Below are 16,161 nucleotides of genomic sequence, written 5' to 3'. Positions count from 1 at the left end.
AAATATGAACCGATTATATCAATATTTCATTCCGGCAGTAGTTTTAGTTTTCACTTTACAAAGCTGCGGAGAGAACAAGGCAGAAGTAAAAAAAACCACAACCCCTTCAGCACCAGAAATAGAAGCCATTAATCCTAAGCAGGGAGATTTTGCATCTTCAACTACGATCCCGGGAGAGCTTCAGCCTTTTCAAAAGGTTGATGTGTATGCTAAAATAAACAGTTTTGTTAAGAAGCTGTATGTAGATGTAGGAAATGAAGTGGTGGCTGGTCAACTTTTGGCTACTTTAGAAGCCCCTGAAATGAATGCACAGCAAAATGCTGCCGCTTCCACATTAAAATCGAAGGAAGCTATATATATTGCAAGTAAAGCAAAATACAACAGATTAAAAGAAACAAGCAAAACTCCCGGAACAATATCAGCTCTTGATCTTGAGCAGGCTCTTGCGGCACAACAGTCTGACATTGCTCAGCTGGAAGCAGCAAAGGCTTCTTATCGCGAAGTAATGGATGTAAAAAATTATCTGCAGATCAAGGCACCGTTTAGCGGAAATATTGTAACAAGAAATGTGAGCGCAGGAGCTTATGTAGGTCCATCCGGAAAAGGATCTGAGTTTCCACTCTTCAGTCTTGTACAGCAAAACAAATTACGTTTGACGGTTAATGTTCCTGAATCATATACAGGAAGTCTGAACAAAAACGGAGAAATAAAGTTTTCTGTACAATCTATCCCGGGAGAAACCTTTACGGCTAAAGTATCAAGATTCGCTGGTGCATTGGATAATCGCTTACGTTCTCAATCCGTAGAAATGGACGTATATAATAATGACAAAAAACTACTCCCCGGAATGGTTGCCAATGTAATCCTTCCATTAAGCGATAATAACAAAGCTTTATCAGTTCCTACTTCAGCGGTTCTAAATTCTACGTTAGGTGTATTTGTCATCAGGGTAGAAAAAAATATAGCGCATTGGATTCCTGTTACGGCCGGTATTTCAAATAGTGATACCACAACGATCATTGGTGAGGTGACTCCTAATGATGTGATTATCAAAACGGCTACGGAAGAAATCCGTGATGGACAGAACATCAAAGTAAAGCTTTCAAAGTAAATAAACCTTAAATGGTTGTTAAAGATATTTTCTATCCGTTTTTTGATAAAGCATAAAATAAAACCCATGAACAAAGGATTACGAATTTACTTTGTTAAAGAATCTTAATAAAAAAAACCGCAGTATCACCAAAAAAGGGATGTTGCGGTTTGTTTTTCTTTAACATACTTAAATAATATGTTAAAATGTGTTAAAGTAAGAACCTGACATTAATCATATCAAAGCTCTTCTGGTTGGAATCTCTACTTTTGTAATGCTTTTGGAAATAAATATTCCTTATTTAACACGGATAATCAAATATATATGAAGAAAAGAGTCTTGTTTTATTTAGTTGCTTTAGTTTCTACGGTGTCTCTACAATCTTGCGTTACGAACTACGTGGTTTCAAAACCAGCAACTTACACTAAAGAATACAAAACAGATGCCAAACTAGCTTCTATAGATACTAAGAAAATGGAACAAGATAAAAAGCAGTTAATCAGCTCTTTTATCTCTGAAAAGGCGGCCGTTTTATCTAATGCAAGAAATACTTTAAAAAATTCTGAGATTGCTAAAGCAATCAAACACAATAAAACAATCGACAATATCCTTAACGAAGCTCAAACATACCTTGGAACTCCTTACAGATACGGAGGAACAACAAGAAACGGTATTGATTGTTCAGCTTTCGTTCTTTCTGTATTCGGAGCTGCAGCAGGCCTTAGCTTACCTAGAGTAGCTGCTTCTCAATCTCAGGAAGGAGAAAGAATAGAAAAGGAAGATCTACAAAAAGGAGATTTGATTTTCTTTTCACATGGAAGAAGAATTTCTCACGTAGGTATTGTAGAAAGTGTTTCTGAAGATGGTGAAATTAAGTTTATTCACGCAGCCACTTCAAAAGGAGTTATGATTTCATCCCTTAATGATTCTTATTGGGCACCAAAGTTCAGGTTTGCAAAGAGAGTAATTAATGAAGAAGGTGATGCATATAACAACTTAGCTGCAACTACAGCATCATCAGCAACAAGTTTTTAATTTTAAATAAATAATTGATTTAAATAAAGAAAGCCATCAAATGTTTGATGGCTTTTTCTTTTTATTAAATTCCCCGGAGTTAAAACTTTCCATTTTCAACTTTCAACTTTCCCCCTTACAAAACTAACTATTCTTATCGATCTCTATATCTAACCTATAAAGGAGACCATGCACCTCAGAAAGTGAAAATTTAGCCTTCTTTAGCCTATTGGAGAAAGGATCAATGTTATAATTGATGGAAGTCCTAAGATCCGCTTTTTCCAGATTAGTATTTTCAAAGATAGCTCCGGATAAATCACAATTCATAAAAAATGCATTTGATAAATCACACTCTGTCCAGTCCACTTCAATTAATTTTGAATTTTTAAATACCGTTTTCTTAAGTGATGTTTTATAGAATACAGAGTTATTTAATGTACAACCTTCAAACTTGAAGGATAAGCCAAACTCATTACAGTCAGTAAACTGCAGCCCAAGCATCTTACACTCCTTGAAAGTAACATCTCTAAAAGCAGTAGATACCAGTTTTATCATACTTAGATTACATCCGGTAAATTCGCAGTCATTAAAATTGAATCCGGAAAGATCAGAATATTCAAAATTGCAATTCGTAAATGTACAATTTTCGTATTCTCCCCTATCAAAAGGCTGTTGTGTAAAGTCAATGTTCTCAAAGCTCTGATCAAGAATATATGTATCTTTCATTATGTATATAAGAGTTGTAAACAACAGGATAGCCTACACTTTGGCAGATCTTTTAAATAATTATATATTCTAGCCTTTCTACCACTTCGCATTTTAACCAAAATACAAATTACACCAAACTGTTCTTATCCGAGTAATTAAGTTTAAAAAAGATAAAAGTCATCGTAGAAAATGCCAGCAACGAACTTCCTCCATAACTGAAATAAGGTAAAGGAATTCCAACGGTTGGGAAAAGCCCCATAACCATCCCCAAATTGATAGAAAAGTGCATAAGCAGGATCGAAGCAAAGCAATAGCCGAATACCCTGTTAAAAATAGATTTCTGCTTTTCTGCGAGATAATAAATGCGTCCAATGTATAGCATGTAACACAAGACTAATCCGGCGCTTCCTAAAAATCCCCATTCTTCTCCCACGGTACAGAAAATATAGTCAGTACTTTGTTCCGGTACAAATTTCCCTTGGGTCACAGACCCTTCACGATATCCTTTTCCCAAAAGTCCACCTGAACCAATCGCTGTCTTAGAATAAAGTAAGTTGTAGCCTGAAGTATCTCTAAATGCCTTTTCACCCTTATAGAGAACTTCAATTCTTTCTCTCTGGTGCTTAGGTAATTTTTCTAAAATGAAGGGGGTCGCAAAAGCCAGACCGCATAATAATATAATGGATCCTGCGATACTTGAAATCGATATGATATTCCATGACATCTTATAATAGTTCATCGCTATTAAAATTCCGGCAATCACCAAAATGGCAATCACAACATAAATGGGATCTACAGCTAATGAAACTAAGAAAACACCCGCAAAAAGAAATCCAATTCCAAAAAGCAATCCACTTAATCCTTCTCTATATAAAGCAATGAAGAACGCTACAAAAACAAGTAATGATCCTACATCCGGAATTGCCAGTACAACTACTGCGGGAATCCCTACGATCGCTAATGATGTTAAGAGTGATTTTCTATTCCCCAGGTTGAAATCAGGCCCCGAAACATAATTCGCTAACATTAAAGCTGTACCAAGCTTGGCAAATTCTACCGGCTGCAAACTTAATGGTCCGAATTTATACCAGTTCTTTTGTCCTAAAACCTCTTTACCGAAAGGAAACAGACCGATCAATAGGAGGACTCCAATTATATAAATGATCCCCGCCATATTCTCAAAAAATTTGGTACGGGTAAAGAAAATGATCAGACCTACAAATACAGATACTCCAAACCAAACTGCCTGTCTCGTCCCACTGGCAGGCTCAACACTGTAGATATTTGCTATCGCAAAGATGCAAAGCAGGAAATATAAACCAAGGCCTAATTTATCTAATCCTTCTGTCCATTTCATTGCTTTTGAGGTTTTTTAGTTTGAATTTCTGCGTCTATTTGTTTCTGTAGTTTTTCCTTCTGTTTTTTGATAAAATCAAGACTGTCCTGTATTTTTTTAAGTTTTACAGAATCTTGTTTAGGGTCTTTATATAAACCTTTACGTTTTAAATCAACAATCCACTGCCTTTTATATTCAGGCATGAAACTGGCTGAGGTCATCTTTTTATATAAATTCTCTCTTTTTAAATCTCCGGTAATATATTTTTCGGCAATGACCGTACTGGCCGGACCAGCCCATGTCGCTCCGAAACCAGCATGTTCCATTACCGCGACCACCACAATTTTAGGTTTATCCGCCGGTGCAATCAGTACAAAAATTGAATTATCTTTTCCCTGAGGAACCTGTGCCGTACCCGTTTTTGCCAATTGGGTAAAGTCATTTGATTTTAATCCTCTTGCTGTTCCATTTAGAACCACAGCTTCCATCCCTTTTAAAACAGGACCAAAGTGTTTAGGGTCAACTAAAGTTTTATGTTTCTTTTTAAATCTTGGATCAGGATTTGGTTTTCCATCAATGGATTTCACAATATGTGGTGTGTAATACCATCCTTTATTTGCAATAGCACCAACATAGTTAGCCAATTGAAGAGGTGTAACCATAACATCCCCTTGCCCCATTCCATTGAAAACCGCACCGGTCGCTAAAACATCCCAATTTTTTGCATCTTTTTTGGAACCACTCGCTTTAAGGATGTTACCCATCCTTTTTTCATAAAATTCCCCTGATGGAATTCTACCTTTAGCTCCCACTGCAAAATCATTATTCAGGAATTCTCCTACCCCGAAGCTACTCATGATGGATTTCCACTCATCAACTCCTTTTGAAGGATTTCCCGGATATTTATTGACAATAGCCAGAAACGCATAGGAGAAATAACAGTTACTGGAAACTTGTATGGAAGGAATCAAAGGAATTGCTCCACCATGGCCTTTAATTCTTAAACCTCTGTAATTAAATCCCCCTCCACAAGGAAAAACCGTATTTTCATCCATCACTCCCATTTGCATACCGGCTAAAGCAGTCAGTAGCTTAAAAGTAGATCCCGGAGGATATGCAGCCTGAAGAGACCTGTCAAAGGTAGGTTTGTTTTCGTAAATCGTATCTTTAGATAAAGCGTATAAGTTTTTTGATTTGGCCGGTCCCTTAAAAAGATTTGGATCAATATCCGGACCTGTTGCAGCAACTAAAACCTCCCCGTTATTAGGATCTAAAGCAACAATTGCTCCGTGTTTATTAACCATCATTTCTTCCGCCATTCTCTGAAGATCGTAATCAATGGTTAAAGTAATATCTTTTCCGGTAACAACATCTTTATCAAGCGTTCCGTTTTTATAGGATCCAATGTTCCGGAGTCTAATATCTTTCTGGATATACTTCATTCCCTTTACACCCCGAAGTTCTTTCTCATAAGACTTTTCAACACCGGTCTTTCCAATGAAGTCCCCAGGAAGATAGTAGAGAGAATCCTTTTTGATCTCCCGTTCGTTAACTTCACTTGTATATCCCAAAAGATTTCCTGAAGTAGAAACCTCGTACTGACGCTGAGGTCTGGAAACAATGCTAAAAGCAGGATACTTGAATATAATTTCCTGAACTCTAGCAATATCTTCACGGCTGAGGTCCTTAATAAATGTCATTGGAGTCAGCTTAGAATAATACTTTTCTTTCTTAATAGTATTGATCTTATTAATGAAATCAGACTTGCTTACTTTCATTAAATTACAGAATCCAAGAGTATCAAAATCAGGCTTCATTAATGCCTGTGTAAAAGAAATTTCATAGGCAGGCTGATTACCCACCATAATTTTACCATTCCTGTCAAAAATAACGCCCCTCTGTGGGATCACGTATTCTATCTTAATAGAGGTATTGGCTGCATTCAATGCATACCGGTCGGTAAATAATTGCAAATAAGCCAACCTTGCCACAAAGATCAGGGCAATAACGGCAACAACGGCAAAGATTTTTAAATAACGTGTGTTCAAACTTTTTGTTTGATTTTAAATATTAGTGCGTAAATAACTATAAATATAAAGGAAATTACACTTGTTACCAACACATTAAACAATATTTCAAAAAATCTGCTGAACTTGAAGAACTCAATATACTGCACTAAAAGCTGGTGCAGGAAGATACTTGAAAAGAGAAACAGTAAAAACTGTCCCCACTGAAGGGACTGAAATGAAAAGAAGTCTGTGGACGTGTCGGTAGACGTCCTGAAAATTAATGTCCTGAAATAAGCTATAAGCGTAGTCGCAAGAGCATTTATTCCCCAGGAATATAAGAAAGCATCTATAGACAGTCCTATTAAAAAACTTAATGCTAAAAATTGAAATTTATTTCTAAAGAAAGGATAGAACATTACAAAGACAGGATACAATACAGGAGTGTACTTTCCAAACAAGGTAATTCTGTTCAAAACAAAAATTTGTAATGCAACAAGAAAAATCATGATCAAAATATCTGTAAAGAGTGTTCTACTAATCATTTTCTTTTTTTATTACTGCTTGTAATGTATCTTGAATCTTTTGAACTTCAGCTTTTTTGAGACTTTTTACAACATATACCTTGCTCAGAGATCCCATCTTCTCACTTAGCTCTACTGAAATATCCCAAAAACCAGTTTTATTATCTACAGAATATCCTGCAATAGTACCAATCATTACTCCTTTCGGAAAAATGGCAGATTTACCATCAGTAACAATAGTATCTCCAATTTTCAAGGCCACATATTTTGGAATATCCGCCAAATGCATGACGCGGGAATTATCTCCACTCCAGGTTAATGTCCCAAAATATCCTGATTTTTTTAAAGAAGCGTTGATCCTGATTCTGTTTACACTTAAGACCGATTGAACCAAAGCATAGCTATCAGTAGAATTAATTACTATTCCAGCAACCCCCTTCGGTGCCATGACCCCCATTTGTGGGAATACTCCATCTCTACGACCACGGTTGATTGTAAAATAATTATTTCGTCTATTAATGCTATTGAAAACAATTTCACCATCTACGAATGTATAAATCTGTCCACCTCCTAACGTGTCATGAACCTTTCTGAAAACAGGTTTTTTCGACCCGTCTTTTCCATACAGTTCAATCATTAAAGCTTTGTTCTGTGCAACAAGATCTTCGTTGATCTGCTTGAGTTTCAAATAAGAAACCCCTTCATCAATATATCCTGAAACCCAAGAATTTAATGCTGCCGACTGGCCTGCAATCCATGATTTCTGCATGGCATTCTTAGAGAATATAAGAACCAGAGCAATTATTTGCAAGAAAATAAAGAAGACAAAAAGAGCGTTCTTCGAAAATAATCTCAGCAAAAATCCCATTCAGATAGTGTTCGTAAAAAGTTAAAATTATTTAATTAAGAAATTGAATTTATCCATATTCTTAAGCGCAATACCAGTCCCACGAACCACCGCTCTTAGCGGATCCTCAGCTACAAAAACAGGAAGTCCTGTTTTCTTGTGTAACCTGTCTGCAAGACCTCTCAATAATGCACCTCCTCCTGCAAGATAAATACCAGTTTTATAAATATCAGCAGCCAATTCCGGTGGAGTCAATGAAAGAGTTTCCATCACTGCATCTTCAATTCTGATAATAGATTTGTCTAATGCACGGGCAATTTCTTTGTAACCCACCATGATTTCTTTTGGCTTACCTGTAATAAGGTCTCTACCTTGTACCGGGATATCTTCAATGTCAACGTCTAAATCTTCAACTGCAGATCCTACTTCAATTTTCACTCTTTCAGCAGTTCTTTCACCGATATAAAGGTTATGATGTGTTCTTAGGAAGTACGCAATATCATTCGTAAATACATCTCCAGCAATTTTTACTGATTTGTCACAAACGATCCCTCCTAAAGCTACCACTGCAATTTCAGTAGTACCTCCACCTATATCGATGATCATATTCCCTTCAGGCTTCTGTACATCTATCCCAACTCCTATTGCAGCAGCCATTGGCTCATAAATCAACCTTACTTCTTTCGCATTTACTTTCTGTGCAGAGTCTCTTACGGCTCTTTTCTCCACTTCGGTAATTCCGGAAGGGATGCAGATTACGATTCTTAAGGCAGGTTGGATAAACTTACCTTTAATCCCAGGAATTTTTTTGATAAATTCTTTAATCATGTGCTCAGAAGCATGAAAATCGGCGATAACCCCATCTTTCAATGGACGTATCGTTTTGATATCTTCATGGGTTTTTCCCTGCATATGTTTTGCCTGTTCGCCCACAGCTATCGGTCTGCCAGTAGATCGTTCAATTGCAACAATTGAAGGCTGGTCAATAACAATTTTATTATTATGGATGATAAGTGTGTTAGCAGTTCCCAGGTCTATCGCAATTTCTTGCGTAAACATATCGAATAAACTCATATTTTTCTTCTGATTAAGTTTACAAAGATATAAATTAAACACTACTAATAAAATTTGACGAGCATATAATTTGGTTAAAATTTTATTAAAATTTAAAATAATTCTTTAACGATTAATTTAATTTCTTATCATACTAAATTCAAACTCAGAACAGCAGCCGATTTATAGTTTTTCACGATAATTATCATACACAATTTCAGAAAGTGTTTAATTAAAAAAAACGTAAATTTGCGCCTGGATATGTTACAATACACTCATACAAATCAAACTTCAAATTTTGCCGTACTTTCCATAAGCTATGAAAAGGCTGATGGGGAAACACGAGGAAAATTTGCGTTTTTTGATGAAAACATAAAAAATTTCGTCACCAGAATCCATGATGAAAACTTAGGGGATGCTTTTGTAGTTTCTACCTGCAACAGAACCGAGATCTACACGACTACATCCAATTACCTCTTAGTTGCAGAGGAGTATTGTAAAACAATTGGAGTAAATATCACAGACTTTTTGCAATTTGCTAATATTCTGACAAAAGAAGAGGCACTAACCCATCTATTCCGAGTTGCTGCCGGACTCGAAAGTCAGATCATCGGAGATTTTGAAATTATAGGACAGATCAAAAAAGCATACAGTCGTTTTAAAAAAGAAAGACAAAATTCCAATCCTTATCTGGAAAGAGCGATCAACTCTGCGATTCAGATTTCAAAAAGAATTAAAAATGAAACCGGCATTTCTAACGGAGCTGCCTCTGTTTCTTACGCAGCGGTTCATTATATTCTAAATAATCAGAAAAGAATTACAGAGAAAAATATTTTACTTTTAGGAGTAGGAGAAATCGGACAGAATACGGTTGAAAATCTTGTAAAGCACGTTTACCAACCTAAAATAAAAATCACCAACAGAACACAGGAAAAGGCAGAGAAAATTTCTGAGAAATATGCTATTCCCCATGTTGATTATGCCGAGTTCGATAAAGAATTGAAAAACACGGACATTCTGATCGTTGCCACGGGAGCAAAACATCCTATTGTGAATGCCTCTCATTTCCCTAATGGAAAAGAAACCCTGGTAATCGACCTTTCCATTCCTCATAATGTTGAAAAAAATGTTACGGATAATAAAAATGTAACATTAATTGATGTGGATGAGCTTTCAAAACAAATCCAGGAAACGATTCAACAGAGAGAAAAAGAAATTCCAAAGGCGGAATTGATTATTAAAGAAATGGCAAAAGATTTCCTTGAATGGGAGAAAAAGAGAAAATTAGCACCTAATATCCATCATTTTAAGGCTGTTTTAAAAAACATGGAACGCAATGAAATGCACCAGTTTTACAGAAAAAATAAATACATCAATATAGACGATATGGCTCTTTCTGAAAAGATGATTCAGAAAATTACCAACCGTTTTGCAAAATATATTATAGACAATCCTTTGAAAGCCGAAGAAATTAGTAAATTAATGCACGAAATATTAGTTGAACAACCTAACAACGAATTCAATGAAAAGCATTAGAATTGGAACCAGAAATTCCGCACTTGCTCTTTGGCAGGCAAGAGAAGTTGCAAGATATTTGCAAAACAACAATTACATGACTGAGATTGTTCCCATCCTATCTTCAGGGGATAAAAATCTCAACCAACCTCTCTACGCTTTAGGAATCACAGGTGTTTTTACAAAAGATCTGGATACTGCATTATTAAACGACGAAATAGATATTGCCGTACACTCCCTAAAAGATGTACCCACTAAATTGCCAGAGAACATTGAGCTTATTGCTTATCTAGAAAGAGATTACCCACAGGATGTCTTAATAAGAAAAGAATCCTCTAAAAATAAAGAATTTCACGAACTTAAGCTTGCAACAAGCAGTTTAAGAAGAAGAGCATTCTGGTTGAAATATTATCCGGACGCCACTTTTTCAGATATCAGAGGAAATATTCAGACCCGCCTTCAAAAATTAGAAGAGCAGGATTTTGATGCCACCATATTATCTTTAGCAGGGATCAAAAGAATGAAGATGGACATTGATTACGAAATGCTTCCTTTGATGATTTCAGCGCCTTCCCAGGGAGTTATTACAATCGCAGGACATTCGGATAAAAAGGAAATCAACGAGATTGTAAGTAAAATCAATCATAAGCAGACACAGATTTGTGTAGAAATTGAAAGAAACTTCTTAAGTACTCTTGAAGGAGGATGTACTGCGCCAATTGGAGCTTTTGCAGAAATATTTGATGATCAGATCCGCTTCAAAGCAGCACTTTGTTCACTAGACGGAAAAAATTGCATTGCCACAGACGAAAGTTTTGTATACAACGATTCCGAAAATTTTGGAGAGAAATATGCAAAAGTAATTCTTGAAAACGGTGGAAAAGAACTGATGACAGAAATAAAAAGCCAGATATAATCTCACTTTTTTTGCTTATCCAGGTTACATTCAATGAAAATCTTATTTACCAAAAATATAGACCCATCCATTTTATCCAAAGATTTAGGAGAGGATGCGGTGATTGATTGTATTGAAGTAATTAAGATTACTCCTGTAAGGGTAAAATCATTTGACTTAAAAAATCATTCCCTTATTTTCACAAGCACTAATGGGGTGAGCTCCTTTTTTCAAAACCAGTTTAAGCCATGTGAAGATTGTACAGCAAAGAATTACAACAAAATCTATTGTGTTGGCGAGAAAACGAAAAGAGCCCTAAGAAAACATGGTTATGGAACCTTCAAAGTTTTAAAAAATGCAGAGGCTCTTTCCGAATTTATTATTGGACATTGTCCTCATGAACACTTCATTCATTTTTGTGGAAATTTAGCGATTGATGTTTTAGATAATGAGCTTCCATTACAGAATATCAAATACCGAAAAGTAACTGTTTACAACACAGAAGAGATCAATCCCTTAATAACTGAAAAATATCATGCTATAGTTTTTTTCAGTCCAAGTGGAGTTCGTAGTTTTGCAAAACAAAATTCATTGGATGGTATGAAAATTTTTTCCATCGGAGAAACAACTTCCAACGAGATAAAAAAACATACCCAACATAAAATTTTCACTTCTGAAGACAACAATCTAATCTCTATTTTAGAGATGATCAGAAGAGAAATTAACAGCAACCTGTAATGGGGTCTACACAAGATCAACACATTACAGATTAGTTTAAATAAATTATGATTAAGAACGACCTATATTTAAAAGCACTTCGCGGAGAGACCGTAGAAAGACCTCCTGTCTGGATGATGAGACAAGCCGGAAGATATCTTCCAGAATTTATTGCTCTTCGTGATCAATATGATTTTTTCACAAGATGCCAGACGCCGGAACTAGCTGCTGAAATTACCGTGCAACCCATTAGAAGGTTTCCATTGGATGCTGCCATTTTATTTTCAGACATTTTAGTGGTTCCTCAGGCAATGGGAATTGATTTTAAAATGAAAGAATCAGTAGGTCCATGGTTGGATAACCCGATCAGAACGATGGAGCAGGTTCAGAATGTGGTCGTTCCCGATGTGAATGATACTTTAGGATACGTTTTTGATGCGATCGAATTAACCCTTCTAAAATTAGACAATGAAATTCCATTGATCGGTTTTGCAGGATCTCCATGGACTATTCTTTGTTATTGCGTAGAAGGAAAAGGAAGTAAAGCTTTTGATATCGCTAAGTCATTCTGTTTCCAACAGCCGGAAGCTGCTCATTTACTTCTTCAAAAAATTACAGATACCACCATTGCCTATTTAAAAAGAAAAGTTGAAAAAGGGGTTTCTGCGGTTCAAATATTCGATTCATGGGGTGGAATGCTTTCCCCTACAGACTATCAGGAATTTTCATGGCAATATATCAACCAGATCGTGGAGGCTCTAAGCCCGCTTTCACATGTTGTGGTATTCGGAAAAGGATGTTGGTTTGCTCTAGAAGATATGACAATGTCTAAAGCTTCAGCTCTGGGAGTTGACTGGACTATTAAACCTGAATTTGCAAGAACCTTAACCAATCATACGATGACACTTCAGGGAAATTTTGACCCTGCAAGATTACATTCGACTCCTGAAACCATCAAAAAGATGGTTCATGAGATGATTAACCGTTTTGGAAAAGATCGATATATAGCGAATCTTGGCCATGGAATTTTACCTAATATTCCTGTGGAAAATGCAGAGGCATTTATTAGAGCAGTTGTGGATTGGAAACCAAACATCTAAAAACATATGAATAATTGTAATCCGAGCTGATTGCAATATGAAATAACAAAATCCCTTTCAATGTTGAAAGGGATTTTTTATGAAGTGATTATATACGTTATTCTTTTATAATCTTTTTGCTAATAATTTCTTTTTTATTATCGATTAGAATCAGATAGTTTCCTTTCGGCAAATCAGAAAGATTGTATCCATCTGCTTCCCCGACAAAACTTTTGACCTTCCTTCCTGCCATATCAAGCACTGTAATTTTGGAATCAAATTTCAAGTTTCCAGATTGGATATGCACAAAATCTTTCACAGGATTTGGATAAACTTCCATCTTATCTGCCTGAGAAACCTCTGAAGTTCCCAACAATCCTGATGTAATAACAATATCATCTACCACTACTCCATACGAATAGTCCCCCACATCATCATATACAAATCTCATCTGAAAATTAGCATTGGCATAAGGAGTCAGATCGATATTAGTCGCAGCATCATAATCAGTAAGTATTAAGGTAAGAGTGCTAAGATCAATATCCCAGGTTCCTGCATCGCCTGAATAAGTAAATGCCTGCACCCATGAGGTTCCATTAAACACTTCTACTTTCAGGGTTGTATCATCATTGTAGATCTGGTTGGCATACTTAAATGAAAGCCTTGGATTTGAAACTCCTGAAAGATTGATAACCGGAGAAACTAATCTCGCATTTGTATTGATACCATTAGGTCCTGCGTCATCATCATCAAAAAATGCTGCTCCGTTAGGAAATGAAGCAAACCCATTTTCATTCCCTACTCCCCAGTTGAAAGAGGTATCGGGATTCTCCGTAGTCCACCCGGCAGGTAAAACAGCTCCATTGAAATTCTCAGAGAAAACCTGCGCACTACATACTCCGCAGATGAAAAGTAAAAAAAGTAAATATTTTTTCATGATTCAATTTATTAGTTGTAACAAATTTAACAATTAAAGAAACATTAATTATTAAATTTAACATAATAAACAGTTTTAATGAAAAAACAACAACTATACACAAGTCGTTTAAAGTCGTTGTCTTCGGTTAACCATGTTGTTTTTCAAGCATACAAATATAATTTTCATTGTACTACAATTTATATTTATATTTGATTACTAACACTTTAAAACAATCACTATGAAAAAACTAGACAAAAAAGAGATGAAATCGATCATCGCAGGAGGTGAAATCTGCCTTGAATGTGCTTATGGTTATTATCAGGTTATTATCCAGGGAAGATGTCAATGTGTTCCTTGGGAATTTTAAAAAATAAAAAAAGCAGTTTTTCAACTGCTTTTTATTTTTTAGCTAAGCATCTTCTTAGCTTTCTTTACGCCTTCTACCAACAAATCGATTTCCTGAAAAGTATTATATACTGCAAAACTAGCTCTTACTGTTCCCGCAATATTAAAGAAATCCATAATAGGCTGTGTACAGTGATGTCCCGTTCTTACAGCGACACCCATTTTATCTAAGATCATCCCTACATCAGAAGAAATACCGACTCCTTCCAGATTAAAAGAGACTACTCCGGTTCTATTCGCTTTCTCTCCATAGATCTTAAGGTTTTCTATCTCTAAAAGCTGTTTCTGAGCATACTCTAAAAGGACATTTTCATGTCTTTGAATATTTTCCTGTCCTACTCGTTCAATAAAATCAACCGCAGCGCCTAATGCTATATTTCCACCCACATTTGGAGTCCCTGCTTCATATTTAAATGGCAATCCGGCATAAGTCGTTTTATCAAAAGAACAAACGGCGATCATTTCCCCACCTCCATGAAATGGTGGCAGCGCTTCCAATACCTTTTGCTTTCCATAAAGAACTCCAGTTCCCATAGGGGCATACATTTTATGTCCTGAAAACACAAAGAAATCACAATCTAATTTCTGAACGTCAATACTAAAATGCGGAGCCGATTGTGCTCCATCAATTACAATATAAGCATTGGAGTCTTTTCTGGTTTTAGAAATAATCTCTTCAATAGGGTTTACAATTCCCAACGCATTAGAAACCTGATTTACTGAAACAATTTTTGTTTTTTCACTTAAGTACTGATCCAGATAATCTAACTGCAGAATACCTTCCTCGTTAATTGGAATCACCCGAAGCTTTGCTCCGGTTCTTTCACACAACAATTGCCAAGGAACAATATTAGAATGGTGCTCTAAGTATGAAATAATAATTTCATCATCCTTTTTTAGTTCTTGGGTAAGAATATAAGCGATGAGGTTTAATCCTTCGGTTGTTCCTTTTGTAAAGATCACCTCAAAATCATGCTTTGCATTAATGAATTTTTGAATCTTTCTTCTTGAAAGCTCCATTTCTTCCGTAGCAAGCTGACTTAATGTGTGAATCCCTCTATGAACATTTGCATTAATTTCAGTATAGTATTGATTCCAAACCTCCAGAACAGAATTTGGCTTTTGAGAGGTCGCAGCATTATCCAGATAAACCAATGGTTTACCATTCACCTTCTGATCTAATATAGGAAACTGACTTCTTATTTCTTGAATGTCAAACATTTATTATAAATTTTACAATTATGGCGTTCTTATTTAGAACACTTCAAATTTACAGCTTTTTTTGGAAAGGGTAAAGAATGAATAGTATGATAGATGTAATCTAAAATAAAAAACCTGTCAAAAATTGACAGGTTTTCTTTATTTTATCTTCAGAAATTATTATTCTGCAGATTTTTCTTCTGTTGTTGGAACGTCAGGAGATTGAGTCTGTACTTCTTCTACTGCTTCTTCATCATCATCATCATCAGCTGCTGCTGCACCTCCTTTCATTGCATTTCTAGACATCTTAACAGCTACAACAACTGCATTGTCAGGGTGCATGAAAGAATATCCTTCTGTTTTAATGGCACCAACATATAATTTGTTACCAATTTTAAGTGAAGTAATATCAATTACGATCTCATCCGGCAAGTTTGCAGGAATCGCTTTCACTTTTAATTTTCTGAAAGACTGACGTAAAACACCACCAGCTACAACACCTTTAGAACGACCTGTAACTTTTACAGGAACTTCCATAACAACTGGCTTATCAGCAGATAACTGATAGAAGTCAGCGTGAAGAATTTTGTCCGTAATTGGGTGGAACTGAATATCCTGAAGAACTGCTGGAATTGTTTGTCCGTCAACTTCAATAGATACCGTGTGTGCTTCAGGAGTATATACTAAACCTTTGAAAGCTTTCTCTTCTGCAGAGAAGTTCAATGGCTCTGTACCTCCATAGACAACACAAGGAACTAATTCAGCATCACGTAAAGCTTTTGTCGACTTTTTGCCCACGCTTTCTCTTTTTGTACCTTGAATTGTAATAGATTTCATTTATAAAAATTTAAAA

16 protein-coding genes are annotated in these 16,161 nt (G+C 35.9%); 7 read left to right on the top strand and 9 right to left on the bottom strand.

Annotated elements, in window-relative coordinates; genetic code table 11:
* Positions 1-4: 4 nt before the first annotated feature.
* On the top strand, positions 5-1,111 hold the full coding sequence (locus CEY12_RS15390; RefSeq protein ID WP_089028528.1) for an efflux RND transporter periplasmic adaptor subunit: 1,107 nt from the start codon (positions 5-7) through the stop codon (positions 1,109-1,111).
* A gap of 303 nt (positions 1,112-1,414) precedes the next feature.
* Positions 1,415-2,125: a C40 family peptidase gene (locus CEY12_RS15385; RefSeq protein WP_089028527.1), complete on the top strand. Its 711-nt coding sequence runs from the start codon at positions 1,415-1,417 to the stop codon at positions 2,123-2,125.
* Between the two features lie 123 nt (positions 2,126-2,248).
* Here the strand turns inward: CEY12_RS15385 and CEY12_RS15380 are convergent, their stop codons facing one another.
* From CEY12_RS15380 to CEY12_RS15355, 6 genes are all read right to left on the bottom strand, one after another.
* The gene (locus CEY12_RS15380; RefSeq protein WP_089028526.1) at positions 2,249-2,830 is read right to left on the bottom strand and encodes a pentapeptide repeat-containing protein; all 582 of its coding nucleotides are present in this window, start codon (positions 2,828-2,830) and stop codon (positions 2,249-2,251) included.
* A 109-nt stretch (positions 2,831-2,939) separates the two neighbouring features.
* Positions 2,940-4,169 carry a rod shape-determining protein RodA gene (gene rodA / locus CEY12_RS15375; protein ID WP_089028525.1) on the bottom strand — a complete coding sequence of 410 codons (1,230 nt, stop codon included), beginning with the start codon at positions 4,167-4,169 and terminating at the stop codon, positions 2,940-2,942.
* Positions 4,166-6,196: a peptidoglycan D,D-transpeptidase FtsI family protein gene (locus tag CEY12_RS15370; RefSeq protein ID WP_089028524.1), complete on the bottom strand. Its 2,031-nt coding sequence runs from the start codon at positions 6,194-6,196 to the stop codon at positions 4,166-4,168. Before CEY12_RS15370 ends, rodA begins: the two co-directional genes overlap by 4 nt.
* Positions 6,193-6,699, bottom strand: a complete 507-nt coding sequence (locus tag CEY12_RS15365) for a rod shape-determining protein MreD (RefSeq protein WP_089028523.1) — start codon at positions 6,697-6,699, stop codon at positions 6,193-6,195. The genes CEY12_RS15370 and CEY12_RS15365 overlap by 4 nt, the downstream gene beginning before the upstream one ends.
* Positions 6,692-7,546: a rod shape-determining protein MreC gene (gene mreC, locus CEY12_RS15360; RefSeq protein WP_089028522.1), complete on the bottom strand. Its 855-nt coding sequence runs from the start codon at positions 7,544-7,546 to the stop codon at positions 6,692-6,694. The genes CEY12_RS15365 and mreC overlap by 8 nt, the downstream gene beginning before the upstream one ends.
* A 27-nt stretch (positions 7,547-7,573) precedes the next feature.
* Positions 7,574-8,599: a rod shape-determining protein gene (locus tag CEY12_RS15355; protein ID WP_034680746.1), complete on the bottom strand. Its 1,026-nt coding sequence runs from the start codon at positions 8,597-8,599 to the stop codon at positions 7,574-7,576.
* Positions 8,600-8,839: 240 nt separating this feature from the next.
* On the opposite strand from CEY12_RS15355, the gene hemA reads away from it, so the two are divergent.
* The 4 genes from hemA to hemE are packed head-to-tail and all read left to right on the top strand — an operon-like array spanning position 8,840 to position 12,805.
* Complete coding sequence (gene hemA, locus CEY12_RS15350) at positions 8,840-10,114, top strand: glutamyl-tRNA reductase (RefSeq protein ID WP_089028521.1); 1,275 nt, start codon at positions 8,840-8,842, stop codon at positions 10,112-10,114.
* Positions 10,101-11,009, top strand: a complete 909-nt coding sequence (gene hemC, locus CEY12_RS15345; RefSeq protein ID WP_089028520.1) for a hydroxymethylbilane synthase — start codon at positions 10,101-10,103, stop codon at positions 11,007-11,009. Before hemA ends, hemC begins: the two co-directional genes overlap by 14 nt.
* Before the next feature lie 33 nt (positions 11,010-11,042).
* A complete protein-coding gene (locus CEY12_RS15340; RefSeq protein WP_089028519.1) occupies positions 11,043-11,726 on the top strand; it encodes a uroporphyrinogen-III synthase in 684 nt (227 codons plus the stop codon).
* Positions 11,727-11,773: 47 nt separating this feature from the next.
* Positions 11,774-12,805, top strand: a complete 1,032-nt coding sequence (gene hemE, locus CEY12_RS15335) for a uroporphyrinogen decarboxylase (protein ID WP_089028518.1) — start codon at positions 11,774-11,776, stop codon at positions 12,803-12,805.
* Between the two features lie 97 nt (positions 12,806-12,902).
* On the opposite strand, the gene CEY12_RS15330 is transcribed toward hemE, so the two are convergent.
* Positions 12,903-13,721, bottom strand: a complete 819-nt coding sequence (locus CEY12_RS15330) for a T9SS-dependent choice-of-anchor J family protein (protein ID WP_089028517.1) — start codon at positions 13,719-13,721, stop codon at positions 12,903-12,905.
* A gap of 220 nt (positions 13,722-13,941) precedes the next feature.
* Between CEY12_RS15330 and CEY12_RS15325 the strand changes: the two genes are divergently transcribed.
* Positions 13,942-14,070, top strand: coding sequence for a GNAT family acetyltransferase (locus tag CEY12_RS15325; protein WP_089028516.1), 129 nt, complete (start codon positions 13,942-13,944; stop codon positions 14,068-14,070).
* 38 nt (positions 14,071-14,108) lie between these two features.
* Here the strand turns inward: CEY12_RS15325 and CEY12_RS15320 are convergent, their stop codons facing one another.
* A complete protein-coding gene (locus CEY12_RS15320; protein ID WP_089028515.1) occupies positions 14,109-15,329 on the bottom strand; it encodes an aminotransferase class V-fold PLP-dependent enzyme in 1,221 nt (406 codons plus the stop codon).
* 159 nt (positions 15,330-15,488) lie between these two features.
* Positions 15,489-16,145 carry a 50S ribosomal protein L25/general stress protein Ctc gene (locus CEY12_RS15315; RefSeq protein WP_089028514.1) on the bottom strand — a complete coding sequence of 219 codons (657 nt, stop codon included), beginning with the start codon at positions 16,143-16,145 and terminating at the stop codon, positions 15,489-15,491.
* Between the last annotated feature and the right edge of the window lie 16 nt (positions 16,146-16,161).

The organism is Chryseobacterium sp. T16E-39, from assembly GCF_002216065.1.
In the GTDB taxonomy this organism is placed as follows: Bacteria; Bacteroidota; Bacteroidia; order Flavobacteriales; family Weeksellaceae; genus Chryseobacterium.
The sequence above is the reverse complement of the archived record's forward strand: the minus strand, read 5'-3'. Positions and strand labels throughout refer to the sequence as shown.